This window comes from Pseudoduganella sp. R-32 (genome assembly GCF_049913245.1).
Classification (GTDB): domain Bacteria; phylum Pseudomonadota; class Gammaproteobacteria; order Burkholderiales; family Burkholderiaceae_D; genus Rugamonas.
Window position 1 is genome coordinate 1,041,364 of sequence record NZ_CP183987.1, and the last position, 26,250, is coordinate 1,067,613.

Genomic DNA, 26,250 nt, shown 5'->3' on the forward strand with positions numbered 1-26,250 from the left:
CCATGCGGGTATGCAATGGCGCGGGCTGTCTGGTGTGCCGGGTGTTCTGGTCGGTTCATTATAATGGAAGCCTATGATCGAATCTGCAATCCAATGGCTGCTGGGTGTGTTGGCGGCGCCCGAAGTGGGACTGACCTCGGTCTTCATCATCAGTTTTGTCTCTGCCACGCTGGTGCCGCTGGGGTCCGAACCCGCTGTCTTTGCCGTCTGCAAAGCCAATCCCGACATGTTCTGGCCAGCCATTGCGGTCGCGACCGTGGGCAATACCCTGGGCGGCGTGGTCGACTACTGGATCGGTTATTACGCCAAGAAAGCCTTTACCAAGGAACGTTCCAGCCGCTGGTTCGGCTGGCTGGCGCACTACGGAGCCAAGACCATGCTGCTGTCCTGGGTGCCCGGCATCGGTGATCCGCTGTGCACGCTGGGCGGCTGGCTGAAGCTGCCGTTCTGGCCCGCGACCATGTATATGGCGATCGGCAAGCTGGCGCGCTACATCACGATGACTTCGCTGCTGTTGTATGTGCCGGACGGTGCCTGGCGCTCGATCGCGCATGCATTAGGCGGTTGACCTCAATCCGATCCCAGGCCGCGCAGCAGCAGCAGCAGGGCGGCGGCCAGCTCGCTCTCGTACTCATACCGTAACGGTTCCAGTTCTGGAGCGGCCAGCACTTCGCACAAGGCCGGCGCCGGGTGGCTGAGTGGCCAGAGCCCGATCATGAGTGGGATGGCCAGGCGCATGAAGGTGATATAAGCAGCGGCTGGCAACGCCGGTGCCCTCGCGTTCAACAGGTCCGCTACCGCAGCCGTCATGGCGATGGTGCGCAGCTTGAATTCCTTCAGCCTTTCTTGCGATACATTGCGCTCGATGATCGAAGGCAGAATGCTGAGCAGGCGGCACATCAGAGGATAAGCGGCGCTGGCGGCGGCGAACGCCTGTGCAAGCTGCTGTCCGGTTGCGGGCTGCACGGCGGCGAGCCGCTCATCCAATTCCTGCTGCCAGCGTCCAGTCTCCTCTTCCAGTAATGCCAGCAGCAAGGCTTCGCGATTCTCGAAATACCGGTAGACATTCGATTTGGTCATTTCGGCGCGCCGCGCCAGCTCATTCAAGCCAAGCTCGCTGACTTCCATGCCGTTGCGCAGGGCAGCCTTGGCGGTTTCCAGCAAATGGAGGCGGCGCTCCTCTTTCTGTTCGGGGCGGCGGGCGCGCTGAAATGTCTCTGGTGCTGTCATAAATTAATCAGACGTTCTGGTGAGTGGCGCAACTTTATCATCGCAAAGCTGCTTGACAAGAGACCAGTGGTCTTCTAAATTGGAGGCCAGTGGTTTCTTATGTCGAATGTCTCACACGGAGTACAAGATGGCTACCCCTTTAATGGTTCGTTCGGAAATTCTCGGGCAGGATCTGAGCGGCAAGACTTAGGTTGTCACCGGCGCCAATTCCGGCATCGGCCTGGTGACCACCCAGCAATTGGCCAAGCAAGGCGTGACCGTCGTCATGAGCGTACGCCGGGTCGAGGAAGGGAAGCGTGTCGCTGCTGAAATCCGGCAAGCGCTGCCTTCGGCAAAGCTGGCCGTGTACCGGCTGGCGCTGGACGATCTTGCTTCCTTGCGCGCCTTTGCGGTCGAGGTCAACCGCGAGCATCCAAAGCTGCAGGGACTGGTCAACAATGCGGGGGTCATGAAAACGCCATTCGGCCGCACCAACGACGGTTTTGAAACGCAATTTGGCGTCAACCACCTGGGCCATTTCCTGCTTACCGAGCTGCTGCTAAATGCGTTGAAGGCCGGCGCGCCTTCGCGAGTGGTCAACCTGTCGAGCTATTTCCATGAGTTTGCCATGGGGCGCAAGGGCGAAATCCACTTCGAGGACCTGAACTACGAGCAGCGGCCATTCGATACCTGGGAAGCGTACGCGCATCGAAGCTTGCCAACTTGCTGCACGCCCGCGAGCTCAGCCGCCGGCTGGCCGGCAGCGGCGTGGTTGCCGCCAGCGTCAATCCCGGTTTTGTGCGTACCAACCTGCTCAAGGTTCCGCTGCCGATGTAGCTGCAGCGCCTGCTGGTGATCCCGGTGCTGAGGCTGGCTGGAATGATCGAGCCTTGGGAAGGCGCGCAAACTACCCTGCACGCCTTGCTCGCGCCTGAAGTGGAAGGCCAATCGGGCGCATACTACAGCCAGATCGCTGGCTATCAGGACAAGGCGTCGCGTAAGGGTGGCTGGCCGCTGCGCTCGCCCAATCCGGTGGCACATGACGACGACGTGGCCCAGCGCTTATGGGACGTCAGCGAAGCACTGGTGCAGGCAAAGTAAGCGCTGGCCTGCCGCGCGAGCGGGATCGTAAGATTCCGCATAGCAGCAGTGTTGCGAAATTCCAGACTGATGGGCGGGCATCGCGGAAAATTAAGGGTGGAATTTTTGTTGAAATGCGAAATTATATTTTGATAATTGACGTTAACGGAACCCTTCGGCCTTCTAAGGCTGTTCCCATCTTGTGCGCCGCAATAAGATAGAATGGCCTGTCCCAGCGTCAGCCCCCCGTCCACGCAATATGAACGCACCAGCACAAATCCAGGCACTGCTCGCCGAATCGCCAGATGGTCACGCCCACACCCGCTTGCGGGAAATTCCGTACAACTACACCTCGTTCTCTGATCGCGAAATTGTGATCCGCCTGCTGGGCGAAGAGTCCTGGGCGTTGCTGGACGAACTGAGGGCCTCTCGCCAGACCGGCCGTTCCGCGCGCATGCTGTACGAAGTGCTGGGCGATATCTGGGTCGTACGCCGCAACCCTTACCTGCAGGACGACCTGCTGGATAACCCGAAGCGCCGCCAGGCCCTGATCGACGCGCTGCATCACCGCCTGTCGGAAGTGGACAAGCGCCGCAACACCGTCGATGCGGCTGCCGATGCCGATTCGCAGAAGCGCAGCGGCAACGTGGAAAAGCTGCTGCGTGCCGCCAGCAAGGCAGTCGCCGATTTCGGCGAAGAGTTCCGCCAGATGTACGACCTGCGCAAGCGCACGCTGAAGGTGCTGGGCAAGTACACCGAGAAGCACAACATCTGCTTCGACGGCATGAAGCGCATCAGCCACGTGACCGACGCCACCGACTGGCGCGTCGAATACCCGTTCGTGGTGCTGACCCCGGACAGCGAAGATGAAATGGCCGGCCTGGTGAAAGGCTGTATCGAACTTGGCCTGACCATCATCCCGCGCGGCGGCGGCACCGGCTACACCGGCGGCGCCATTCCGCTGACGCCGCTGTCGGCCGTGATCAACACCGAAAAACTGCTCAAGCTGGGCGCCGTTGAAATGAAGGTGCTGCCGGGCCTGGACCGCGAATACGCGACCGTGCACTCGGAAGCGGGCGTCATCACCAACAAGGTCAGCGAAGCGGCCGAGAAGGCGGGCTTCGTGTTCGCCGTCGATCCGACTTCGGCCCACGCCTCCTGCATCGGTGGCAATATTGCGATGAATGCGGGCGGCAAGAAGGCCGTGCTGTGGGGTACCGCGCTGGATAACCTGGCATCGTGGCGCATGGTCGATCCGAACGGCGACTGGCTGGAAGTCACGCGTCTGGACCACAACCTGTCCAAGATCCACGACACGCCGCTCGCGCGCTTCAAGCTGGAATGGACGCATCCGAATTCGCGCGGCGAAGCCAAGGGCGAACCGTTCAAGACCGAGATCCTGGAGATCGAAGGCCGCAAGTTCCGCAAGGAAGGCCTGGGCAAGGACGTCACCGACAAGTTCCTGGCCGGCCTGCCGGGCGTGCAGAAAGAGGGTACGGATGGCCTGATCACGTCTGCGCGCTGGATCCTGCACAAGATGCCGAAGTTCACGCGCACGGTTTGCCTGGAGTTCTTCGGCCAGGCGCGCGATGCGATTCCTTCGATCGTGGAGATCAAGGATTACCTGGACGGCCTGCCGGCGCAGGGAGAACAGTTCAAGACCATCCGCCTCGCCGGCCTGGAGCACCTGGACGAGCGTTACCTGCGCGCCGTCGGCTACGCGACCAAGTCCAAGCGCGGCGTGTTGCCGAAAATGGCCCTGTTCGGCGACATCGTCGGCGACGATGAAGACGCCGTGGCGCTGGCCGCATCCGAAGTGGTACGCCTGGCGAACACCCGCGTCGGCGAAGGCTTCGTGGCAGTGAGCCCTGAAGCACGCAAGAAATTCTGGCTGGACCGCGCCCGCACTGCGGCTATTGCGAAGCACACCAACGCCTTCAAGATCAATGAAGACGTGGTGATCCCGCTGAACCGCATGGGCGAGTACACCGACGGCATCGAGCGCATCAACATCGAACTGTCGATCAAGAACAAGCTGCAACTGGCGGAAGAGCTGCGCGAATACCTCGCTGCCGACAAGCTCCCGATCGGCAAGAGCGACGACGCCACCGACGACAAGGTCGGCTACGCGGAAATGCTGGGCGACCGCCAGGCGCAGGCGCTGGCCCTGGTGGACCAGGTGCATGCACGCTGGACCTTCATCCTGGCCAACCTGGACAAGCCGCTGGCCGAAGTGCGCGGCGACCTGCTGGCGCTGGGCCTGGAGCACCTGGCCGGCGCGCTGGACGACCGCCTGCAGCACCAGCCGCAAGCGACCCTGTTCGACGTAGCGCAGGACCGCACCGTGCGCATCAGCTGGAAGCAGGAGATTCGCGCGCAACTGCGCCAGATCTTCAACGGCGGCGCGTATAAGCAGATCCTCGACGAAGCCCAGGCGATCCACAAGCGCGTGCTGCATGGCCGCGTCTTCGTGGCGCTGCACATGCACGCTGGCGACGGCAACGTGCACACCAACCTGCCGGTCAACTCGGACCATTACGAAATGCTGCAGGACGCGCACAAGGCCGTGGCGCGCATCATGAAGCTGGCCCGTTCGCTGAATGGCGTGATCTCGGGCGAGCACGGCATCGGCATCACCAAGCTGGAATTCCTGACCGACGATGAAATCGGCGAATTCCGCGAGTACAAGAAACGCGTCGACCCGGAAGGCCGCTTCAACAAGGGCAAGCTGCTCAACCTGCCGGGCATGGAAGCCACGCTGGAAAACGCCTACACGCCGTCGTTCGGCCTGATGGGCCACGAATCGCTGATCATGCAGCAAAGCGATATCGGCGACATCGCCAACAGCGTGAAGGACTGCCTGCGCTGCGGCAAGTGCAAGCCGGTGTGCTCGACCCACGTGCCGCGCGCCAACCTGCTGTATTCGCCGCGCGACAAGATCCTCGCCACCTCGTCGCTGATCGAAGCTTTCCTGTACGAAGAACAGACCCGCCGCGGCATTTCGATCCGCCATTGGGAAGAATTCGAAGACGTCAGCGACCACTGCACCGTGTGCCACAAGTGCGCCACGCCGTGCCCGGTGAATATAGACTTCGGCGACGTGTCGATGAATATGCGTAACCTGCTGCGCAAGATGAACAAGCGATCGTTCAATCCGGGCAAGAAAGCGACCATGTTCTTCCTGAACGCGACCGATCCGGCGACCATCAACGCCACCCGCCAGACCATGATCGGCTGGGGCTACAAGGCGCAGCGCCTGGGCCACGAAGTGTTCAAGGCCGTGGCGCGCAAGCAGACCAAGGCACCGCCGCCAACCGTCGGCAAGCCGGCCGTGCGCGAGCAGGTGATCCACTTCGTGAACAAGAAGATGCCGGGCAACCTGCCGAAAAAGACGGCGCGTGCGCTGCTCGACATCGAAGACAACAAGATGATCCCGATCATCCGCGATCCGAAGAAGACCAATGCCAACACGGAAGCGGTGTTCTACTTCCCGGGTTGCGGCTCGGAGCGGCTGTTCTCGCAGGTGGGCCTGGCAACGCAGGCCATGTTGTGGGAGGTGGGCGTGCAGACCGTGCTGCCACCGGGATACCTGTGCTGCGGCTATCCGCAGCGCGGCGCGGGCGATTTCGACAAGGCCGAAAAGATGATGACGGATAACCGCGTCCTCTTCCACCGCATGGCGAATACGCTGAACTACCTGGACATCAAGACGGTGGTGGTGTCTTGCGGCACCTGCTATGACCAGCTGGCGACCTATGAGTTCGAGAAGATTTTCCCGGGCTGCCGCATCATGGACATCCACGAATTCCTGCTGGAGAAGGGCGTCAAGCTGGAAGGCGTGGAGGGTACCCGCTACATGTACCACGATCCTTGCCACACGCCGATGAAGCAGCAGGACCCGATCAAGACCGTGAATGCGCTGGTGTCGACCATCGACAACGTGAAGATCGAGAAGAACGACCGCTGCTGCGGTGAGTCCGGCTCGCTGGCGAATGCGCGTCCGGATATTTCGACCCAGGTCCGCTTCCGCAAGGAGCAGGAAATGGTGTCGGGCGCAGACAAGCTGCGTGCCGACGGCTTCCAGGGCGACGTCAAGATCCTCACTTCCTGCCCATCGTGCATGCAGGGCCTGAGCCGCTATAACGACGATTCGGGCACCACCGCAGATTACATCGTGATCGAAATCGCCAAGCACAAGCTGGGCGACAACTGGCTGGTGGATTACGTGGCGCGCGCCAATGACGGCGGCATCGAGAGGGTGCTGGTATGACGACGACTGCGAACTGCGACCTGTGCAAGCTGTTGGCCGGCTTCGATGCGGCGCCCGCCGGCGCGGCGAGCCCGCTGGTCTGGCGCGACGAGCGCCTGGCTGTGGTGCTGGTCGACGAGCCGGGCTATCCCGGCTACACCCGCGTGGTGTGGCACGACCATGTGCGCGAGATGACCGACCTGTCGCCGGAAGACCGCGACCACGTCATGTGGGCCGTGTGGGCGGTAGAGCAGGCGCAACGCACGACCATGGCGCCGCACAAGGTCAATGTGGCCAGCTTCGGCAATATGACGCCGCACGTGCACTGGCACGTGATCCCGCGCTACACTGACGATGCGCACTTCCCGAACCCGACCTGGGGCGCGAAGCAGCGCGAAGCCGATCCGGCCGCCGTGGCAGCGCGTGCGGCCTTGCTGCCGGCCCTGCGTGCGGCGATTATCCTGAACCTGAAATGAGCAATCCTACCGGCCTGACTGTCCACAGCAAATCGCGCTATCTTGAAGTCTCCTTCGACGATGGCGCAAGCTTCAATATTCCTTTTGAACTGCTGCGCGTGTATTCACCGTCGGCGGAAGTGAAGGGGCACGGGCCGGGCCAGGAAGTGCTGCAAGTCGGCAAGCGGGAGGTCGCCATGACCAACCTCGAGCCGGTCGGCAATTACGCCGTCAAGCCGACCTTTGACGACGGCCACAATTCCGGCTTGTATACCTGGGATTACCTGTACGACCTCGGCGCCCGCATGGAGCACCACTGGACTGACTACCTGAAGCGCCTGGAGGCGGCCGGCTTCCCCGGCGACTCCGGCCGCGAGCCCGGCACAGTTCTCCCCGGCGCTGCCGCAAAAGCCCACGGTTGCGGCCATCATCACTGAGTCAGTCGCAGTCCAGCTCCGGGTGCTGGCGCATGAACTCCTCATACTCCTTCACGTGGTTCAGCCAAACATATTTGTACATGGCGCGGTTTTTCGCTGGCAATGAACGCAGGAATTTTGGGGAAAATGACGTCACTTCAGGAATGTCATCTGGGTGGCCCGGGCAACACCTGAGCATTTCTGCGTGCATCCTGTCCATTTCCTCTTTGGTCGCTTGGTCCAGTTCAGGGAAGTCTACGTCAGCGGGAAGTCTGTATCGTTTCATAGTTGAGCTCCAAGAGTTGTAGCGGAGTGACGAAATCGATTTGTGCAAAACCTGCCTCGCCGAGCATCATGTGCAGATGTGGCAGGCGTTCTGCTTCCAGGCGCTGCCATTGCCATGTCATAAACAAGCTGGAACCGAATTGAGATGCACACGCGATTTGAGCGCCAAGCTTCGCCTCATTGGAACTTAGGCCGCCGCCGGCTATCAAAAGTTCCGCTTTTTCGCGAAATATTTTGTTGTCCGGTAGGACGAGCACGGATTCGGCTTTCGTCAGGCGGGCGGAGGCCAGTTCGGGTGGGCCAGCAATGATTGCCTGGAGGGCGATCTCGGATGTGCAGAGATTCCGGGTGTGCGGCAGGGCGCGGAACCAGCGCCGCGTCAGGGACTGGCAGGTGCGTGCATAGGCGCTGCGGGCTGGCGGGTCGGCCAGGGCGCAGAGGACGGAAGTGTCGAGGTAGATCTTGCTGGGCATTGGGCCAGCTTACGCTTGGCCCGAATGCCTGCTTTCGGATACATCAAGGAATGGCGGCATGTTGCCGCCATTGAAAGTGTGCTTAGTTGACCATCATTTTGCGACGCTGGAACTCTTCATAGCGCTGCTGCTCGCGTTCCCAGATGTAGCGGAATGCGGCGCGGGCTTCTGGAGTCAGGCGGCGAATTGCCTCGACGTTGAAGGTCATTGGATGCGGCTCAGCGGACGCCAGGGCGCGCGACTGGGCGCGGGTGGCATCGATGAACTGCTTGGTGGCTTCGTCGATATCCGGGAAAAAAATGTCCGCGGGCAATTTTTGCTGAAGCTCCATCTGAAAATCTCCTAGTAAGACAAATCGTCTGAGCCATAAAACGACTCGTTGAGCATTCTGGTTGACAAGCCTCATCAAAATCTGTGCGTCACCCCACAAATGTATAATGCGGCAATTACAAGGCACCCTCAAAATGACCAACACCACCCATTTCGGTTATAAAACCGTCAACGAAGACGACAAAGTCAAGGAAGTCGCCAAGGTCTTCCACTCCGTCGCCGCCAAGTACGACATCATGAATGACCTTCTGTCCGGCGGCTTGCACCGCATCTGGAAGGCTTTCACTATTGCTAACGCGGCCGTGCGCCCGGGCATGAAGGTGCTCGATATCGCGGGCGGTACCGGCGACCTGGCCAAGGCGTTTGCCAAGGCGGCTGGTTCGACCGGCGAGGTGTGGCTGACGGATATCAACGAATCGATGCTGCGTGTCGGCCGTGATCGTCTCTTGAATAAGGGCCTGGTTACCCCCACCTTGATTTGCGATGCGGAGAAGTTGCCGTTCCCGGATAACTACTTCGACCGTGTCAGCGTGGCGTTCGGCCTGCGCAATATGACGCACAAGGATGTTGCACTTTCTGAAATGCGTCGCGTGTTGAAGCCGGGCGGCAAATTGCTGGTGCTGGAATTCTCGAAAGTGGATCCGCTCTTGCAAAAACCGTATGACTTTTATTCCTTCACGGTGTTGCCGTGGATGGGCCAGAAAGTGGCCAACGATTCGGAGAGCTATCGCTACCTGGCCGAATCCATCCGCATGCACCCGGACCAGGAAACGCTGAAGACCATGATGCAGGCTGCGGGTCTGGAGCGCGTGCAGTACTACAACCTGACGGCGGGTGTGGCCGCTTTACACACTGGCATCAAAATGTGAGACATTCAACGATGAAAATGAAGAAATTCCTGGCCGGCGCGATGATTGCGCTGTCCGCTGTGAGCATGATGAGCGAATTGTCTGCCCGCCCGATGGGCGGCGGCAAGTCCTTCGGCCGCCAGTCGTCGAGCGTGAGCAGCATGCCGAAGCAGACCACTACTGCACCGGCGCCCACCGCTCCGACTGCGGCGCCGACTGCCACCCGTCCGGCTGCAGCGCCTGCGCCTGCAGCACCGGCTCCGGCGCCGAAACCTAGCATGTGGAAGGGCATCCTCGGCGGTGCACTGCTCGGCCTTGGCTTGGGCGCACTGCTGTCGCACTTCGGCCTGGGCGGCGCCATGGCGTCGGCCATCAGCTCGATCCTGATGATCGCCCTGATCGGCGTTGTGATCTTCTTCATCGTCCGCATGCTGCGTCGCAAGTCGCAGCCGGCGGCCCAGCCAGCGTTCAGCGGAGGCTATAACGGCGGCAACGTGCACCAGATGCAGCCAGCGGCTTTCGAGCCGGTGATGCCTGCTGCCGGCGCGGCATTGGCGGCGCCTGCTGCGGCAGAAGCTGCGGCGCATGCCCCATGGGGCGTGCCGGCCGACTTCGACACCGCCGGCTTCCTGCGTGCGGCCAAGTCCAACTACATCCGCCTGCAAGCGGCATGGGACAAGGCGGACGTGGAAGATATCCGTACTTTCACCACGCCCGAGGTTTTTGCCGAGCTGCGCATGCAGATCCAGGAGCGCGGCGCGCAAGCCGAGTACACCGATGTGGTGGCGATTGAGGCCGAGTTGCTGGGCATCGAGAACGACGGCAATGATTCCCTGGCCAGCGTGAAGTTCTGGGGCAAGATGAAACCCGCCGCCGATGCGCTGCCGGAACCGTTCCAGGAAGTCTGGAACCTGAGCAAACCGCATAACGGCAAAACTGGCTGGATGCTGGCAGGTATCCAGCAGCTTGCGTGAGTTGGCGCAGTAACTGGTAAGATCGAGACCGCCCTGGTTTTCCGGGGCGGTTTTGTTTTATTTGGACCCACTTGAATATGTTTCCATTCCCTCCCAGGCTGCCTGGCCTGAGCATGCCGGCAGCTGCCACCGTCAATCACCTGCTGGCGCAGGAGCCATGGGCGCGCACCGAGCTCAAGCTACATGCCGGCAAGGTCGCCGTGATCGATGCCAACCCCGCTGTGCTGCGCCTGCGCGTGGCGCCCGACGGCATGGTGGAAGCGGCAGGCAACGAGGCCGGGGCAGCGGTGACGATCCGCCTGAAGCTGAGCGACCTGCCCCTGATCGCGCAAAACCGCGAGCGTGCTTTCTCCTACGTGCAGATCGAAGGCGACGCCGAATTCGCCAACGCCATTTCACGCCTGTCGCAATCGCTGCGCTGGGAAGCCGAGTACGACCTGGAAAAACTGGTGGGCCCGATTGCAGCCGTGCGCCTGGTGCAGGGCGCCAAGGCGGTAGTGCAGGGTGCGCGCAACGGCCAGCGCAAAGTGGCCGAGAATGTCGCGGAATATTTCCTCGACGAGAACCCGCTGTTGATCCGCCCTGTGGTGGCGGAAAGCTTTGCGGCCGATGTGACCCGCTTCCGCGACGACGTGGAACGCGCCAGCAAGCGGCTGGAAAAACTCGAACAAAAACTGGCTAAATGATTCGCAAATTCCTCAGGCTGTTCAAGATTGTCCGCGTCTCCGTCCGGTACGGGCTGGATGAAATCGCCATTTCCGGCTTCGACAAGCCACGCATCAGCAAGTTTCTCGATACCGTCTTTTTCTGGCGCGACCTGTCGACGCCGCGCGCCGTGCGCCTGCGCCGCGCGCTGGAGGAGCTGGGTCCGATCTTCGTCAAATTCGGCCAGGTGCTGTCGACCCGCAGCGACCTGTTCCCGCTCGATATCGTGGCCGAGCTGTCCAAGCTGCAGGACCGCGTACCGCCCTTCGATTCCGACCTGGCGATCAGGATGATCGAGGAGTCGCTGGGCGCCCATCCTGACGAACTGTTTGCGCGCTTCGAGCGCGTGCCGGTGGCGTCGGCATCCATCGCCCAGGTGCACTTTGCTGCGCTGAAGGATGGCACCCAGGTGGCAGTGAAAGTCCTGCGCCCTGGCATGAAGAAACTGATCGATGAAGACGTAGCGCTGATGCATATCGCGGCCAACTTCATCAACCGCGTGTGGGCCGATTCAAAGCGCCTGAAAATCCAGGAGGTGGTGCAGGAGTTCGACAAGTACCTGCACGATGAACTGGACCTGATGCGCGAGGCCGCCAACGCCAGCCAGTTGCGCCGCAACTTTGCCGAGTCGAAGCTGCTGCTGGTGCCGGAGATGTACTGGGATTATTGCTCCAGCAATGTGATCGTGATGGAGCGCATGCACGGCATTCCGGTGTCGCAGATCGATCGCCTGATCGAGGCCGGCGTGGACTTGAAAAAGCTCTCGTCCGATGGCGTGGAGATCTTCTTCACGCAGGTGTTCCGCGACGGCTTCTTCCACGCCGACATGCACCCGGGGAATATCCTGGTGTCGATCGAGCCTGAGTCGTTTGGCCGCTATATCGCACTGGACTTCGGCATCGTCGGCACGCTGAACGATTACGACAAGGATTACCTGTCGCAGAACTTCCTGGCCTTCTTCCGCCGCGATTACAAGCGCGTGGCGGAGGCGCATATCGAATCAGGCTGGGCGCCGAAAGAGACCCGCGTCGATGAGCTGGAAGCTGCAGTGCGGGCGTGCTGCGAGCCGATCTTCGACCGTCCGCTGAAGGATATTTCGTTCGGCCAGGTGCTGCTGCGCCTGTTCCAGACTTCGCGCCGCTTCAATGTGGAAGTGCAGCCGCAGCTGGTGCTGCTGCAAAAGACGCTGCTGAATATTGAAGGCCTGGGCCGCCAGCTCGATCCTGACCTGGACCTGTGGAAGACGGCCAAGCCTTACCTGGAGCGCTGGATGGCGGAGCAGGTGGGCTGGCGCGGCCTGGTGGAACGCCTGAAGGCGGAAGCGCCGCGCTATTCGCATATCTTCCCGCAGTTGCCGCGGCTGGCGCACCAGGCGCTCACAGTCGCTGCGGAGCGCGACGTGGAGACCAAGGCTTTGCTGGCCCACTTGGTCGAAGAGCAACGGCATACCAATCGCTTGCTGTCGTTCTTTGCATTCCTGGTCGGGTCGTTTGTGTTGGGCGCTGTGGCGTACGTGGCTTATGCCCGACTTCACTAACCGCGATCCGCGCACGCCGGAGTTCTGGGACCAGCGGTTCGAGGCTGAATTCACTCCTTGGGATCGGGGTGGGGTGCCGGCGCAACTGGCGCGCTGGCTTAAAACCGGTAACCCGGGGTCAGACCCACAGGGTCAGACCCCCAGGTACGCGGCAGCCGCTGGACAGGTGTCTGACCCTGCGGGTCAGACATCGGGTGGCCGGTTTTCCGTGCTCATCCCCGGCTGCGGCAGTGCCTACGAACTGCAAGCGTTCTGCGAAGCCGGCTGGAACGCCACCGCCATCGACTTCTCCCCGTCCGCCGTTGTTGCGGCGCAACAAGCTGTCGGCCCCTGGCGTGAGCACGTGATCGAAGCCGATTTCTTCGAATACACACCGCAACTGCCGTTGGACCTGGTCTACGAACGCGCCTTCCTGTGCGCCATGCCGCGCGAGATGTGGCCGCGCGTAGTGCAGCGCTGGGTGCAACTGCTGCCGGAAGGCGGCCTGCTCCTGGGCTACTTCTTCTTCGACAGCAACCCGAAAGGCCCGCCGTTCGGTGCCGACCAGGAGCTGCTGAGCCGGTTATTGAGCGCTTACTTCGACCTCGAGCGAGACACGCCGGTCGAAGACTCCATCCCGGTATTCGAGGGCAAGGAGCGCTGGATGGCCTGGCGCCGGAAAAAAGCTTTATAATTCAGGGTTTTGATGTTTTTTGCGGAGTAATCGATGCCTATCTACGCTTACCGCTGCGAGGAATGTGGCTTTGCCAAGGACGTGCTGCAAAAGATCTCCGATCCGCAGCTCACCGATTGCCCTTCCTGCGGCAAGTCCACCTTTAAGAAGCAACTGACCGCAGCCGGCTTCCAACTGAAAGGCACCGGCTGGTACGTAACCGATTTCCGTGGCGGCAGCGCCCCGGCAACCGGCGTTGCCAGCACGGCCAAGACCGAAGCCCCGGCGGCAGCCGCGCCGGCACCTGCACCGGCGAAGTCCACCAGCGAGGCTTGATTTTCCCCGCACAAGGAACACGATGCGCAAATATTTCATAACCGGCTTGCTGGTCCTGGTACCGCTGGCCATTACGGCATGGGTGCTGAACCTGGTGATCTCCACCATGGACCAGTCGCTGCTGCTGATCCCGGAGAAGTGGCTGCCCAAGGACCGACGAATTTCGGGCCTGGGCACCATCCTGACCGTGCTGATCGTGTTCCTGACCGGCCTGCTGACCAATAACCTGGTTGGCAATTTCCTGATCCGCCAGTGGGAAAAGCTGTTGCACCGCATTCCAGTGGTCAGCTCGCTGTACGGCAGCGTGAAGCAGGTATCGGACACGCTGTTCTCCGATTCCGGCAACGCCTTCCGCAAGGCGGTGCTGGTGCCTTATCCGCATGCGGGCTCGCGCACGATCGCCTTCCTGACCGGCGCGCCGGCCACCGAAGTGCAGAAGCACATGGACGATGAATTCATCAGCGTCTACGTGCCAACCACGCCGAACCCGACTTCCGGCTTCTTCCTGATGTTCCCGAAAAAAGATGTAATCGAGCTCGATATGAGCGTCGATGCCGCACTGAAGTACATCGTTTCGATGGGCGTTGTCGTCCCTGAATAAAACTTAACCTGAAACTGAGAATCAATATGTCCATGCGTACTGAATACTGCGGCCTCGTAACCGAAGCCCTCGTAGGCCAAACCGTCAGCCTGTGCGGCTGGGTGCATCGTCGTCGCGACCACGGCGGCGTGATCTTCATCGACCTGCGCGACCGCGAAGGCCTGGTGCAGGTGGTCTGCAACCCGGACCAGGCGGAAGTGTTCTCCGTCGCCGAATCCGTGCGTAACGAGTACTGCCTGCGCATCACCGGCACCGTGAAAGACCGCCTGGCCGGCACCGTCAACAACAACCTGAAGTCGGGCAAGATCGAAGTCGTTGCCTCCAAAGTGGAAGTGCTGAACGCCTCCGTGCCAGTTCCATTCCAGCTGGACGACGACAACCTGTCCGAAACCACCCGCCTGACCCACCGCGTGCTGGACCTGCGCCGCCCGCAGATGCAGAACAACCTGCGCCTGCGTTACAAGGTGACCATGGAAGTGCGCAAGTACCTGGACGACCTTGGCTTTATCGATATCGAAACCCCGGTGCTGACCAAGTCCACTCCGGAAGGCGCGCGCGACTACCTGGTGCCGTCCCGCGTGAACGCGCACGAATTCTTTGCGCTGCCGCAGTCGCCTCAGCTGTTCAAGCAGCTGCTGATGGTCGCCAACTTCGACCGCTACTACCAGATCACCAAGTGCTTCCGCGACGAAGACCTGCGTGCCGACCGCCAGCCTGAATTCACCCAGATCGACTGCGAAACCTCGTTCCTGACCGAACAGGAAATCCGCGACCTGTTCGAAACCATGATCCGCAAAGTGTTCAAGAACACCATGGACGTGGATCTGCCAAACCCGTTCCCGGTCATGGACTTCGCCGAAGCCATGGGCAAGTACGGTTCGGACAAGCCTGACATGCGCGTCAAGCTGGAATTCACCGACCTGACCGACGTGATGAAGGATGTGGAGTTCAAAGTCTTCTCCGGCGCCGCCAACATGAAGAACGGCCGCGTAGTCGGCATGCGCGTGCCGAAGGGCGCCGACATGCCGCGTTCTGAAATCGACGCGTACACCCAGTTCGTCGCCATTTATGGCGCCAAGGGCCTGGCCTACATCAAGGTCAACGAGAAGGCCAAGGGCCGTGACGGCCTGCAGTCGCCGATCGTGAAGAATATCCACGACGAAGCCCTGAACAAGATCCTGGAACTGACCGGCGCGCAAGACGGCGACCTGATCTTCTTCGGCGCCGACAAGGCCAAGGTTGTGAACGACGCGATCGGCGCGCTGCGCGTGAAGATCGGCCACTCCGAGTTCGGCAAGGCCAATGGCCTGTTCAACGACGTGTGGGCGCCGCTGTGGGTGATCGACTTCCCGATGTTCGAATACGACGAAGAAGAAGACCGCTGGACCGCAACCCACCACCCGTTCACCTCGCCAAAAGACGGCCACGAAGACATGCTGGAAACCAATCCAGGCGCATGTATCGCCAAGGCCTACGACATGGTGCTGAACGGCTGGGAACTGGGCGGCGGCTCGATCCGTATCCACCGCGAAGAAGTGCAGTCCAAAGTGTTCCGCGCGCTGAAGATCGGTGCTGAAGAGGCTCGCGAGAAGTTCGGCTTCCTGCTGGACGCGCTGCAGTACGGCGCGCCTCCGCACGGCGGCCTGGCCTTCGGCCTGGATCGTATCGTGACCCTGATGACCAAGTCCGATTCGATCCGCGACGTGATCGCCTTCCCGAAAACCCAGCGTGCGCAGTGCCTGCTGACCCAGGCTCCATCGCCGGTGGACGAGAAGCAGCTGCGTGAACTGCATATCCGCCTGCGTTCGGCTGAGCCTAAGGTGGCTGGCTAAAACCGGCAAACCAGTGTCAGACCCGCAGGGTCTGACACTGGGCCCGCGACTGCCGCCGCACTTGCAGTGAAGGACGGGGGCTGGACCTAGGGCCAGTTCCCGCAGGTTCACCGGTTTAAAAAGTGAAGCCCTACAAAATCCCCGAATCCGTCCTGGTGGTCATCCACACCGCCGAGCTGGAAGTGCTCCTGATCGAGCGCGCCGGCAACCCCGGCTACTGGCAATCCGTCACCGGCTCGAAAGACGCCCTCGACGAACCCCTGCTCACCACCGCCACCCGCGAACTGTTCGAAGAAACCGGCATCGTCGCCGACGGCAAGCACATCGTACTGCGCGACTGGGGCCTGCAGAACATCTACGAAATCTATCCCATCTGGCGCCACCGCTACGAACCCGGCGTCACCCACAACCTCGAACACATCTTCAGCGTGCAGGTGCCGCGCAACGTGCCCGTCATGCTGAGCCCGCGCGAACATACCGCCCACGTCTGGCTGCCGTATCTGGAAGCGGCTGACCGCTGCTTTTCCCCCTCCAACGCCGAGGCAATCCTCCAGTTACCGCAATATATGTAACTTGCAGCTTGCTTGTAAATCGCACTCCGCGCGTTTGGCTATAATCGGACATCGACTGTCACGCTGGGGGCACATGCCATGCCGGAGACTCAGGATATTCTTCTGGAGCAGTTGCAGGTAGGCTTGTACGTCCACCTCGATCTGAAGTGGTTTGAGCATCCTTTTGCATTCAGCCATTTCAAGATCAAGTCGCAGGAGCAGATCCACCAGTTGCGCAGCCTCGGCTTGCACAAGATCCGCATCGATCCTGCCTTGAGCGACGTGCAGCCGGCCGCGCTGTCGGCCGAAGCGCAGGAAATTGCCGCCGCCGCGCCGCCGCCGCCGCCTGCGCCTGAATCCCCAGAGCTTGCAGCCAAGCGCGCCATGATGGAACGCATGCGCCAGCAGCGCGAGAACGCGGCCCGCATCGAACATGCGTTTGTCGATACGGCGCGCGCCATGAAAGACATGGAAAAGAACATCTTCGCGCGCCCGGCCGAGAACCTGCAGAAGGCCAGCGAGATGATCGGCAAGATCGCCGACTCCATCCTGAGTGCGCCGGAACTGGCGATCCACGTCATGGGCGACCGCACCGGCGGCGAGGAAATCTACCTGCATTCGCTCAACGTCACCATGCTGTCGATGATGATTGCGCGCGACATCAAGCTGCCGCGCGAGGTGGCGGGAGCGATGGGCGTCGGCGCCATGTTCCATGACCTTGGCGTGCGCAATATCCCGGACAAGGTGCTGACCAAGACCGAGCCATGGACGCACTCCGAGCAGCACCTTTACGAAACCCATTGCGCGGTGGGGACGGAAATGGGGCAGCAGCTCAAGTTCCCGGCCGCCGCCGTTGCCATCGTGCGCGACCACCACGAAATGTTCGATGGCAGCGGCTACCCGCGGCAATTGAAAGGCGAGGAGATCGGCGTGCTGGCGCGCATCGTGGCGATCGCCAACTACTACGACCGCCTGTGCAACCCGGTCAACGGCACGCCTGGCCTGACCCCGCATGAAGCCCTATCGCTGATGTTCGCCAAGAACCGGGGCAAGTTCGATCCCAAGCTGCTGCAGGTGTTCATCCGCTGCCTTGGCGTCTACCCGCCGGGCACCATCGTGCAGTTGTCGAACGGCGCCACCGGCATGGTCGCCACCATCAATACCGAAAAGCCGAACAAGCCGGAACTCGTCGTGTATGAACCGGGCGTGTCGCGCGAAGATGCGATCATGGTGGACATGGCGCTGGAAAGCGACCTGAATATCGTACGGGCCATCAAGCCTGCGCAGGTGCCGAAGGAAATCTACGCTTACCTCAGCCCGCGCAAGCGGGTCAGCTACTACTTCGACGCCACCAAGCCGGGCCAGGGAGCGACCGGGTGATTTCCGCACTGCGCCAGCTGATGCTCGACCACAGTCCGCATATGATGCTGCTGGTCGATCCCACCGACCTGCACATCATCGTTGCCAACCGGGTGGCCGAGCAAGTGCTTGGCTATTCGGGAGCGCAACTGGTCGAAATGCAGATCACCGACATCGAGAGCTCGCTGCAGGACGTGTTTTACTGGGAGGACGTGCGCGGCGGCCACTTCCAGGATATCGATGCGCAGGAAGGCGAATACCAGCGCGCCGACGGCACGCAAATCATGGTCATGAAATCGCTGCGCGTGCTGCGCCATGAAGACCGCTGGCTGATCCTGATTCTGGCCCGCGATGCACGCCAGGAGCGCAAGGTGGAGGACGTGCTGGAGCAGACCCTGTCGCAGCTGCGCACCACGCTGGAAGCAACCGGCAACGGCATCCTGGTGATCGACTGGCACAACAAGATCGCCAGCATGAACCGTCAGTTCAGCGAAATGTGGCACATCCCGGAAGCCTTCCTCAAGAACGGCAACGACGCAGCCATCCTCGAATTCCTGACTGCCAATGTGGTCGAGCAGGATTTATGCCGCGAACGGCTGCAGCAAGTGAGCGATCCGCACGAGACGCTGGACCAGTTCCACCTGCACGATGGCCGCGTGTTCGAATGCAGTTCGCGCCCGCAATTCCTCGGCGAGCGCATTATCGGCCGGGTGTACGGCTTCCTCGACAACACGGAGCGCGTGCATGCGGAGCAGGCCCTGCGCGAATCGCGCGACCAGCTGGAGAGCCGCGTGCACGAACGCACGCTGGCGCTGCAGATGGCGAACATCACGCTGGAGAGCGAGAAGACGCGCCAGGCCGACCTGATCCGCAAGCTGGGGGAAGCACAGAACCAGCTCCTGCAATCGGAAAAGATGGCTTCCATCGGCGTGCTGGCAGCCGGCGTGGCGCACGAGATCAACAACCCGGTCGGCTTCGTCAATTCCAACCTGAGCAGCCTGCAGCGCTATATGCAGTCGCTGATGCGGCTGCTGGACGCCTATGAGGCGCGCGAAGAACACCTGCCGGAAAGCGACCGCGGCGAGCTGAATGCCCTGCGCAAGGAGATCGACGCCGATTACCTGCGCGAGGACCTGGGCAGCCTGCTGTCCGAATCGATGGATGGCCTGGACCGCATCAAGCGCATCGTGCAGGACATGAAGGACTTCTCGCACGCCGGGGGCGGCGACGTGCTGGTGGCCAACCTGGAAACAGGCCTGGACAGCACCCTGAACGTGGTCTGGAACGAGCTGAAATACAAGGCGGAGGTCGTGAAGGAATATGGCGGCGTGCCGGAAATCGAATGCATCCCGTCGCAATTGAACCAGGTGTTCATGAACCTGCTGGTCAATGCCGCCCACGCCATCGAGAACCGCGGACGCATCACGGTGCGCACCAGTTACGAGAACGAAATGGTGACGGTGTCGGTGAGCGATACCGGCAGCGGCATCGCGGCGGAGAACCTGGGCCGCATCTTCGAACCGTTCTTCACCACCAAGCCGGTCGGGAAGGGCACTGGGCTGGGCCTGTCGCTGTCCTACAGCATCGTGCAAAAGCACGGTGGGCGTATCGAGGTCGACAGCGAAATCGGCAGAGGTACTACCTTCCGCGTGATCCTGCCGCGGCAGATGTCGCCTGCCGCCGAGGAAAATGACGTCGTAAATTGACCTGGATGCGGGTGGCTTAGCGGCTGCAGGGCACGGCAAAGTCGACGTGGTAATGCTCGTCATGCCGTACCCACGGCTTGCCCGTCATGAACTTGAGCCGCTTCAGTTCGGCGCCGCGCGGCGTGGCGAACAGGCGCGGCAGGTAGGCGGTGTCGAAGATCACCAGCGCGAGACCACGTCCGCGCGCACGGGCCGCCTGGTCCAACTGGAGCAGGTGTTCGGCCATCGCGCCAAAGTCGATGCTGTAGTCGCCATGGCGAGCGCCGCGGTCGAATTCGATGTCGTAGCCGAAACGCTGGGTGGCCGGTGTCGGCAGGCGCGCCGGCCGGCCACCCTGGTCCCGCACCGGCACGAGGAAATCGACCGACAGGCCATTCTGGTGCGTGCGATGAGGGCGGAAGCGGCCGCCGAACTCGTTGCCGGATTCGCCGTACACATATTGCACTCCCGGCGCGGCGCGCTCGAGCTTACGGTAGGCGTCGAGGATGATGGCCGACACTTCGCTGTGCACGTGGTTGCGGCCCATGCCGATGGCCAGTTTGCTGTAGGCCGTGAAATTGGCGCCTTCGGACGGGAGCTGGACGCTGCCTTCGATGCTGCCGCGATTGACGGTGCCGTGGCAACGGCTGCCGTCTGCGCCGGCCGAGGATGCGCAAAACGCCAGGAGGGCAGCAGCAGTGGCGCGGGCCGCTTTCAACGGCCAGGCCCCGAAAGGACGCGGCGCAGCATATAGCAAGCGGGGAAGGCTGGCAGCAGCAAGAGGACTAAGAAGCCCGAGTTGCTTTCCGCAGCACCGGCTCCGGCATTTGCGGCCATCAGCATGACCGAGGTGTTGACGGCCGCGTGCATGGCAATGCCCGGAATCAGCGAGCGCGTCCGCTCATAAAGCCAGCCAGCGACGATACCGAACAGGCTGGCGCCGACAAGCTGGTAAATGTTCATGTGGTAGAAGCCGAACACGACCGCTGATCCCAGGATGGCGTAGCGACGCTCATACTGCTGCAGGAAGCTGCGCAGGATAATGCCACGGAACAGCATTTCTTCCACCACGGGCGCGATGACGCAAATCAGCAATATCTGCGGCAGCCCGGCCGACAGCCAGCTACTGATCTCGTTCTCCATCCCGGCGCGCATGGGAAATTCGGCAAGCAGCAGGCGGTTCACCAAGCCCATGAGCAGGAACAGGCATGGCGTGGCCAGCAGGACCAGGGGCACGATGACAACCATGGTGGCGGCGGTTGCCGCGCGCGAGGAATGGAACAGGTCGCGGTAGTCAAGGTTCTTCCAATGCAGCAGCGCGGTGAAAACGATGCCGTTGGCCAGCAGCCGGGAGAGCGTGACCAGGCTGTAGGGATCGTCAAGGCCCAGCAAGCCGTGCGCGTCGTACAGCACGCAGGTCATCAGGTAATCGACGGCCCAAAGGCATAAAACAAGGAAGAAAGCTTCTGGTGCGGAAGGGAAAGTGGTGTGTCGTTCATTCATGCGCATGACTATAAAGCAATTCCCGACACTTTTGACGGGGAGCAAGCCGGGCAGTTGGGGTTAGAATGGTTCCATGAAGATCCGCGTTGCCACATACAACATCCACAAAGGCATGTCATACCGTAGCCACCCACGGGTGCATGCCTTGCGCCATGCGATAGAGGCCTTCCATGCCGACCTGGTCTTCCTGCAGGAAGTGCAGGGCCAGCACGACCGGATCGAGGCCCGTTACGGCGAAGAAAGCGCGGGCCACCGGCACTGGCCGAAAAAGGCCCAGCATGAATTCTTCGCGGGCGAGTCGCACCAGTCCGTGTACGGCCTGAATGCGCAATACGATCATGGCCACCACGGCAATGCGCTGCTCAGCAGATATCCGATTGCGCGCTGGACCAATACCGATATTTCCGATCACGCCTACGAATCGCGCGGCATCCTGCATTCGGTGGTGGAAACGGAAGGGCAACTGGTGCACTGCTACGTGATCCACCTCGGCCTGTTCGAGCGCAGCCGCGTGCGGCAGGCGGACATGCTGATCGAAGCGGTGCGCAGTTCGGCGCCCGATGGCGAGCCCGTCATCATCGCCGGCGACTTCAACGACTGGCGCAATACGCTGACGGACAAGCTGCAAAGCGCGCTTGGCGTACGCGAAGTCTTCGACGAGATCAAGCACGGCCATTCGGTCGGCGACCTGGTGCGCACCCTGGCGCGGCGCAAGGCCGCCCAGCGCCCGGCCCGCACCTTCCCGGCCGCCTTGCCATTTTTCAGGTTGGACCGCATCTATGTGCGGGGCTTCAAGGTAGAATCCGCGGAAGTCCTGCATGGCCCGCTGTGGGCCAAGCTGTCGGATCACGCGCCCATCGTGGCGAACCTGAAACTGGTTTCCTGACACATGCGTCACGTTGATTTTCTAGCCGATAACGAAGTCAAACTCCTGCACTGCGGTACCGATTATTTTCCGGCACTGGTCGAGGCGATCGAGGCCGCGCAGTTTGAGATCTATTTCGAAACCTATATCTTTGCCGAGGATGAGACCGGCAAGCGTGTCATGGCCGCGCTGAAAGCTGCCGCCCAGCGCGGCGTGACGGTGCGCATGATTACCGACTGGTTCGGCACCGGCCACAAGCCCGCCTACCGTCTGCATGCCGAGGTGACGGCCGCCGGCGTCGAGCATCGCATCTTCAACCCCTGGTTCCGGCGCGGGGTGACGCGCACCCACCGCAAGATCTGCGTGGTGGACGCCCAGGTGGCATTTGTCGGCGGCATCAATATCAACGACGATATGTTCACCGACTACGACCACAACAAAGCGCTGGCAGCCCCGCGCTGGGATTTTGCGGTGGCGGTGCGCGGGCCGCTGGTCGAATCGATTCACAGCGAGGCGGAAACGCAATGGACGCGCCTGGGGCATATGAATATCGTCAAACGCCTGACCCTGTTCAACGAAGTGCGCAAGCTGAACAAGATCGCGCGCCAGAGCGCCATGCAGGCCGGCTTCGTGGTGCGCGACAACCTGCGCAATCGCCGCACCATCCAGCGCGCCTACTTGCAAGCGCTGGGACGGGCCAGGAAAAGCGTGCTGCTGGCCAATCCTTACTTCGCGCCGGGCCGCAAATTCCGCCGTGCGCTGGCTGCAACCGCACAGCGTGGGGTGGAAGTGGTGCTGCTGATCGGCGTGGGAGAATTCTGGCTGCAGGATGCGGTGGCACACTCCTTCTACCCGAAGCTGCTGGAAGCGGGCGTCAAGGTGGTGGAGTATCGCAAGACGCAACTGCACGCCAAGGTGGCGGTCATCGACGATGACTGGGCGACCGTTGGCTCCTCCAATGTGGATGGGCTGAGCCTGTTCCTCAACCAGGAAGCCAACGTGGTGATCAAGGACGCGGAATTCACGCGTTCCCTGCGCGGAAAGATCGAGGATGCCATCGCCGATGGCGTGGTGATCCACCCGCAGGATTTCGAACATGTCGGGCGCTTCCGGCGGGTCGGATACGAAGTGGCGTACTTCTTCTACCGCACGCTGATGCGCATTTTTGCAGTCGGAAAGTACACATGAGTGACGTAAGGATAGACAAATGGCTGTGGGCGGCGCGCTTTTTCAAGACGCGCCAGCTGGCCATCGACGCCATCGACAAGGGCAAGGTGAAACTGTCGAGCGGCGAACGCATCAAGCCCTCACGCAACGCGAAGCTGGGCGAGCGCCTGCATATCGATAACGGCGCGGACGAATGGGACGTGCTAGTGGTGGGCATTTCCGGCAAGCGCGAAGGCGCGCCGATAGCACGCCTGCTCTATGAAGAGAGCGAAGAATCGCTGGGCCGCCGCGCCGCCCTGATCGAGCGCAAGAAACTGTTCCCCGAGCCCTTCGCCGACAACAAAGGCCGCCCAACCAAGCGCGACCGCCGCACCTGGGAAAAGGCCACGGAAAGCTGAAAAAGGGGACGTAACCCTCTTTTCTACGGCTTTTTTCGCCTCCGGCGAATTTAAAAGGGGTACGTCCCCTTTTTAATTTTGTTGCAACGCAACAATAGAGGTGCACTTCTAGTGGTGCCGTTTGACTTTCGCCACACGCTGGATAATAGTACGAACGTTCGCAAAACTTTTCACCAGCGGCCGATCTGTTAGAGCGAGAATAAGGCTTTTCCTTCTATCTGGATGGGTTCAAAAGTGAGTGGAATTCTTGTCAATACACCAACGAAATTCATGCGCAAAGGCGAAATGACCCGTGCGGCCATCCTGGATGTGGCCCTCGACCTGGCAAGCCGTGACGGCCTCGAAGGCCTCACTATCGGCTTGCTCGCCGACAAGATGAACATGAGTAAGTCCGGTGTATTCGCGCACTTTGGTTCGCGGGAAGATTTGCAGATTGAAGTCCTGAAGCTGTATCACCATCGCTTCGAGCAGGAAGTGTTTTACCCGGCGATGAAGGAGGCCCGTGGCCTGCCTCGCCTGCGCGCCATGTTTGCCAACTGGATCAAACGTGTGAGCGTGGAAATCGCCTCGGGCTGCATCTATATCAGCGGCGCCGTCGAGTATGACGACCGCCCTGGCCCGATCCGTGAAGAACTGCTGGCCATGGTCGGCGCGTGGCAGGCAGCCTTGCTGCGTTGCGTGCGCCAGGCCATCGACAACGGCGACCTGCGGTCCGATACCGATGCGAGCCAGCTTGTGTATGAAATGTACGGCCTGATATTGGCCCTGCACCATGAGGCGCGTTTCATGCGCACTCCTGGCAGCGTGGACCGGGCAGGCGTGGGCTTCAACCGACTGATCGAAAACTATCAACCATCCTAAGGCTGCGTTTCGCAGCAGCCGAGCAAACATAACCTTTTAGCTTTCTGGAGAAAAAAATGGGTCAATACGTCGCGCCAATCCGTGATATGCAGTTCGTCCTGCACGAGCTGCTGAAGGTGGAAGAGAAGCTGAAAGAGCTGCCTCCTCACGCCGAAACCGACGCGGACATCATCAACCAGGTGCTGGAAGAAGGCGCCAAGTTCACCTCCGAAGTGCTGTTCCCGCTGAACCACTCGGGCGACCGCGAAGGCTGCCATCACGATGCAGCTGCCAAGACCGTGACCACTCCAAAAGGCTTCAAGGAAGCCTACGCACAGTACGTTGAAGGCGGCTGGGCTGCGCTGGCTTGCGATCCGGAATATGGCGGCCAGGGCCTGCCTATCGTCCTGAACAACTCTTTCTACGAGATGCTGAACTCCGCCAACCAGGCATGGACCATGTACCCAGGCCTGTCGCACGGCGCCTACGAGTGCCTGCTGGCCCACGGCACCCCGGAACAGAAATCGACCTACCTGCCTAAGCTGGTTTCCGGCGAATGGACCGGCACCATGTGCCTGACCGAGCCGCACTGCGGCACCGATCTGGGCATGCTGCGCTCGAAAGCCATCCCTAACGCCGACGGTTCCTGGAACATCACCGGCGCCAAGATCTTCATCTCGGCCGGCGAACACGACATGTCCGAAAACATCCTGCACCTGGTGCTGGCTCGTGTTCCGGACGCTCCAGAAGGTTCGAAAGGCATCTCCCTGTTCCTGGTGCCTAAGTTCATCCCTAACGCCGACGGTTCGATCGGCGAGCGCAACCCGATCTTCTGCGGCGCGATTGAAGAGAAGATGGGCATCCACGGCAACTCGACCTGCCAGATGAACCTGGACGGCGCCAAGGGCTGGATCATCGGCCAGCCGAACAAGGGCCTGAACGCGATGTTCGTGTTCATGAACGCCGCCCGCCTGGGCGTGGGCGTGCAGTCCCTGGGCCTGACCGAAGTGGCTTACCAGAACGCGCTGGTGTACGCAAAAGACCGCCTGCAAATGCGCTCGCTGTCCGGCGTGAAGAATCCTGAAGGTCCAGCCGACCCGATCATCGTGCACCCTGACGTGCGCCGCATGCTGCTGACCGGCAAAGCCTACGCTGAAGGCGCGCGCGCTTTCGCTTCCTACGTGGCGCTGCAGATCGACCGTGAACTGCACCACCCTGACGAAGAAGTGCGCAAGGAAGCCGGCGACGAAGTTGCCCTGCTGACCCCGATCATCAAGGCCTTCATCACCGACAACGCATGGATCGCCACCTCCGACGCAATGCAGGTGTACGGCGGTCACGGCTACATCTCCGAGTGGGGCATGGAGCAGTACGTGCGCGACGCGCGTATCAACCTGATTTACGAAGGCACCAACACCGTGCAGTCGCTGGACCTGCTGGGCCGTAAGATCCTGATGGACAACGGCGCCAAGCTGCGCAAGTTCGGCGAGAAAGTGCGCGCCTTCGTGGAAGAAAACGGCACCGACGAAGCGATGTCCGAGTTCGTCACCCCGCTGGGCGACCTGGGCGAGAAGCTGACCAAGCTGACCATGGAAATCGGCATGAAGGCCTTCCAGAACCAGGACGAAGTGGGCGCCGCTGCAGTTCCTTACCTGCGCGTGGCCGGCCACCTGGTGTACTCGTACTTCTTCGCACAGATGGCGAAGATCGCCCTGGAAAAAGAAGCGTCGGGCGACAAGTTCTACACCTCGAAGCTGGCAACCATCCGCTTCTACTTCGGCCGCCTGTACCCAGAAACCGCAACCCTGATCCGCCAGGCTCGTTCCGGCGCCGCCAACCTGATGGCCCTGGACGCTGACCTGTTCTGAAGTTGATGGCGCTGGCTGATCGCGCGCCAAAC

General features: G+C 61.2%; 27 protein-coding genes and 1 pseudogene. 22 read left to right on the plus strand and 6 right to left on the minus strand.

Annotation, left to right across the window (positions count from 1 at the left end; genetic code table 11):
- Nucleotides 1-73 precede the first annotated feature (73 nt).
- Complete coding sequence (locus ACN9MU_RS04890) at nucleotides 74-568, plus strand: YqaA family protein (RefSeq protein WP_426167927.1); 495 nt, start codon at nucleotides 74-76, stop codon at nucleotides 566-568.
- 2 nt (nucleotides 569-570) lie between these two features.
- Here the strand turns inward: ACN9MU_RS04890 and ACN9MU_RS04895 are convergent, their stop codons facing one another.
- A complete protein-coding gene (locus tag ACN9MU_RS04895) occupies nucleotides 571-1,230 on the minus strand; it encodes a TetR family transcriptional regulator (protein WP_426320805.1) in 660 nt (219 codons plus the stop codon).
- A gap of 202 nt (nucleotides 1,231-1,432) precedes the next feature.
- Between ACN9MU_RS04895 and ACN9MU_RS04900 the strand changes: the two are divergent.
- The 5 genes and pseudogenes from ACN9MU_RS04900 to ACN9MU_RS04920 all read left to right on the plus strand — a co-directional run.
- Nucleotides 1,433-2,065 (plus strand): annotated as a pseudogene (locus tag ACN9MU_RS04900) (SDR family NAD(P)-dependent oxidoreductase); the annotation flags it as partial.
- A gap of 23 nt (nucleotides 2,066-2,088) precedes the next feature.
- Complete coding sequence (locus ACN9MU_RS04905; protein ID WP_426344259.1) at nucleotides 2,089-2,310, plus strand: hypothetical protein; 222 nt, start codon at nucleotides 2,089-2,091, stop codon at nucleotides 2,308-2,310.
- 238 nt (nucleotides 2,311-2,548) lie between these two features.
- Entirely contained in the window at nucleotides 2,549-6,559 is a 4,011-nt protein-coding gene (locus ACN9MU_RS04910; RefSeq protein ID WP_426320807.1) for a DUF3683 domain-containing protein, read from the plus strand.
- On the plus strand, nucleotides 6,556-7,014 hold the full coding sequence (locus tag ACN9MU_RS04915) for an HIT family protein (RefSeq protein WP_426167934.1): 459 nt from the start codon (nucleotides 6,556-6,558) through the stop codon (nucleotides 7,012-7,014). Before ACN9MU_RS04910 ends, ACN9MU_RS04915 begins: the two co-directional genes overlap by 4 nt.
- On the plus strand, nucleotides 7,011-7,430 hold the full coding sequence (locus ACN9MU_RS04920; RefSeq protein WP_426167936.1) for a gamma-butyrobetaine hydroxylase-like domain-containing protein: 420 nt from the start codon (nucleotides 7,011-7,013) through the stop codon (nucleotides 7,428-7,430). Before ACN9MU_RS04915 ends, ACN9MU_RS04920 begins: the two co-directional genes overlap by 4 nt.
- Before the next feature lies 1 nt (nucleotide 7,431).
- Here the strand turns inward: ACN9MU_RS04920 and ACN9MU_RS04925 are convergent, their stop codons facing one another.
- The 3 genes from ACN9MU_RS04925 to ACN9MU_RS04935 all read right to left on the minus strand — a co-directional run bounded on the left by ACN9MU_RS04925 (nucleotide 7,432) and on the right by ACN9MU_RS04935 (nucleotide 8,498).
- On the minus strand, nucleotides 7,432-7,695 hold the full coding sequence (locus tag ACN9MU_RS04925; RefSeq protein ID WP_426320810.1) for a hypothetical protein: 264 nt from the start codon (nucleotides 7,693-7,695) through the stop codon (nucleotides 7,432-7,434).
- On the minus strand, nucleotides 7,670-8,167 hold the full coding sequence (locus tag ACN9MU_RS04930; protein ID WP_426336888.1) for a hypothetical protein: 498 nt from the start codon (nucleotides 8,165-8,167) through the stop codon (nucleotides 7,670-7,672). The genes ACN9MU_RS04925 and ACN9MU_RS04930 overlap by 26 nt, the downstream gene beginning before the upstream one ends.
- A gap of 82 nt (nucleotides 8,168-8,249) precedes the next feature.
- A complete protein-coding gene (locus ACN9MU_RS04935) occupies nucleotides 8,250-8,498 on the minus strand; it encodes a hypothetical protein (protein ID WP_028101568.1) in 249 nt (82 codons plus the stop codon).
- A 133-nt stretch (nucleotides 8,499-8,631) separates the two neighbouring features.
- On the opposite strand from ACN9MU_RS04935, the gene ubiE reads away from it, so the two are divergent.
- The 11 genes from ubiE (at nucleotide 8,632) to ACN9MU_RS04990 (ending at nucleotide 19,598) form a co-directional block, all read left to right on the plus strand.
- Nucleotides 8,632-9,366 carry a bifunctional demethylmenaquinone methyltransferase/2-methoxy-6-polyprenyl-1,4-benzoquinol methylase UbiE gene (ubiE, locus tag ACN9MU_RS04940; RefSeq protein WP_426167943.1) on the plus strand — a complete coding sequence of 245 codons (735 nt, stop codon included), beginning with the start codon at nucleotides 8,632-8,634 and terminating at the stop codon, nucleotides 9,364-9,366.
- Nucleotides 9,367-9,377: 11 nt separating this feature from the next.
- Nucleotides 9,378-10,319, plus strand: a complete 942-nt coding sequence (locus tag ACN9MU_RS04945) for a Tim44 domain-containing protein (protein ID WP_426336889.1) — start codon at nucleotides 9,378-9,380, stop codon at nucleotides 10,317-10,319.
- Between the two features lie 77 nt (nucleotides 10,320-10,396).
- Complete coding sequence (locus tag ACN9MU_RS04950; RefSeq protein ID WP_426336890.1) at nucleotides 10,397-11,005, plus strand: ubiquinone biosynthesis accessory factor UbiJ; 609 nt, start codon at nucleotides 10,397-10,399, stop codon at nucleotides 11,003-11,005.
- The gene (gene ubiB / locus ACN9MU_RS04955) at nucleotides 11,002-12,561 is read left to right on the plus strand and encodes a ubiquinone biosynthesis regulatory protein kinase UbiB (protein WP_426320817.1); all 1,560 of its coding nucleotides are present in this window, start codon (nucleotides 11,002-11,004) and stop codon (nucleotides 12,559-12,561) included. The genes ACN9MU_RS04950 and ubiB overlap by 4 nt, the downstream gene beginning before the upstream one ends.
- Before the next feature lie 208 nt (nucleotides 12,562-12,769).
- Nucleotides 12,770-13,234 (plus strand): methyltransferase, encoded by a 465-nt coding sequence (locus tag ACN9MU_RS04960; protein ID WP_426167951.1) that lies wholly within the window; start codon nucleotides 12,770-12,772, stop codon nucleotides 13,232-13,234.
- A gap of 33 nt (nucleotides 13,235-13,267) precedes the next feature.
- On the plus strand, nucleotides 13,268-13,549 hold the full coding sequence (locus ACN9MU_RS04965) for an FmdB family zinc ribbon protein (RefSeq protein WP_426167953.1): 282 nt from the start codon (nucleotides 13,268-13,270) through the stop codon (nucleotides 13,547-13,549).
- A gap of 22 nt (nucleotides 13,550-13,571) precedes the next feature.
- On the plus strand, nucleotides 13,572-14,150 hold the full coding sequence (locus ACN9MU_RS04970) for a DUF502 domain-containing protein (RefSeq protein WP_426167955.1): 579 nt from the start codon (nucleotides 13,572-13,574) through the stop codon (nucleotides 14,148-14,150).
- 26 nt (nucleotides 14,151-14,176) lie between these two features.
- Nucleotides 14,177-15,982 (plus strand): aspartate--tRNA ligase, encoded by a 1,806-nt coding sequence (aspS, locus tag ACN9MU_RS04975; RefSeq protein ID WP_426336891.1) that lies wholly within the window; start codon nucleotides 14,177-14,179, stop codon nucleotides 15,980-15,982.
- Between the two features lie 122 nt (nucleotides 15,983-16,104).
- A complete protein-coding gene (gene nudB / locus ACN9MU_RS04980; RefSeq protein WP_426167959.1) occupies nucleotides 16,105-16,554 on the plus strand; it encodes a dihydroneopterin triphosphate diphosphatase in 450 nt (149 codons plus the stop codon).
- 78 nt (nucleotides 16,555-16,632) lie between these two features.
- Entirely contained in the window at nucleotides 16,633-17,913 is a 1,281-nt protein-coding gene (locus ACN9MU_RS04985; RefSeq protein ID WP_426167961.1) for an HD-GYP domain-containing protein, read from the plus strand.
- Nucleotides 17,910-19,598 carry an ATP-binding protein gene (locus tag ACN9MU_RS04990; RefSeq protein ID WP_426344260.1) on the plus strand — a complete coding sequence of 563 codons (1,689 nt, stop codon included), beginning with the start codon at nucleotides 17,910-17,912 and terminating at the stop codon, nucleotides 19,596-19,598. The genes ACN9MU_RS04985 and ACN9MU_RS04990 overlap by 4 nt, the downstream gene beginning before the upstream one ends.
- Before the next feature lie 16 nt (nucleotides 19,599-19,614).
- Here the strand turns inward: ACN9MU_RS04990 and ACN9MU_RS04995 are convergent, their stop codons facing one another.
- The gene (locus ACN9MU_RS04995) at nucleotides 19,615-20,295 is read right to left on the minus strand and encodes a penicillin-insensitive murein endopeptidase (RefSeq protein ID WP_426344261.1); all 681 of its coding nucleotides are present in this window, start codon (nucleotides 20,293-20,295) and stop codon (nucleotides 19,615-19,617) included.
- Nucleotides 20,292-21,080, minus strand: coding sequence for a CPBP family intramembrane glutamic endopeptidase (locus ACN9MU_RS05000; RefSeq protein ID WP_426167967.1), 789 nt, complete (start codon nucleotides 21,078-21,080; stop codon nucleotides 20,292-20,294). Before ACN9MU_RS05000 ends, ACN9MU_RS04995 begins: the two co-directional genes overlap by 4 nt.
- A 73-nt stretch (nucleotides 21,081-21,153) precedes the next feature.
- Between ACN9MU_RS05000 and ACN9MU_RS05005 the strand changes: the two genes are divergently transcribed.
- The 5 genes from ACN9MU_RS05005 to ACN9MU_RS05025 all read left to right on the plus strand — a co-directional run bounded on the left by ACN9MU_RS05005 (nucleotide 21,154) and on the right by ACN9MU_RS05025 (nucleotide 26,218).
- A complete protein-coding gene (locus tag ACN9MU_RS05005; protein ID WP_426167969.1) occupies nucleotides 21,154-21,966 on the plus strand; it encodes an endonuclease/exonuclease/phosphatase family protein in 813 nt (270 codons plus the stop codon).
- Nucleotides 21,967-21,969: 3 nt separating this feature from the next.
- Entirely contained in the window at nucleotides 21,970-23,133 is a 1,164-nt protein-coding gene (gene clsB / locus ACN9MU_RS05010; RefSeq protein WP_426167971.1) for a cardiolipin synthase ClsB, read from the plus strand.
- Complete coding sequence (locus ACN9MU_RS05015) at nucleotides 23,130-23,510, plus strand: RNA-binding S4 domain-containing protein (protein ID WP_426167973.1); 381 nt, start codon at nucleotides 23,130-23,132, stop codon at nucleotides 23,508-23,510. Before clsB ends, ACN9MU_RS05015 begins: the two co-directional genes overlap by 4 nt.
- 270 nt (nucleotides 23,511-23,780) lie before the next feature.
- Nucleotides 23,781-24,371, plus strand: a complete 591-nt coding sequence (locus ACN9MU_RS05020; RefSeq protein ID WP_426167975.1) for a TetR/AcrR family transcriptional regulator — start codon at nucleotides 23,781-23,783, stop codon at nucleotides 24,369-24,371.
- Between the two features lie 56 nt (nucleotides 24,372-24,427).
- A complete protein-coding gene (locus ACN9MU_RS05025; RefSeq protein WP_426167977.1) occupies nucleotides 24,428-26,218 on the plus strand; it encodes an acyl-CoA dehydrogenase C-terminal domain-containing protein in 1,791 nt (596 codons plus the stop codon).
- The last annotated feature ends 32 nt before the right edge of the window (nucleotides 26,219-26,250 follow it).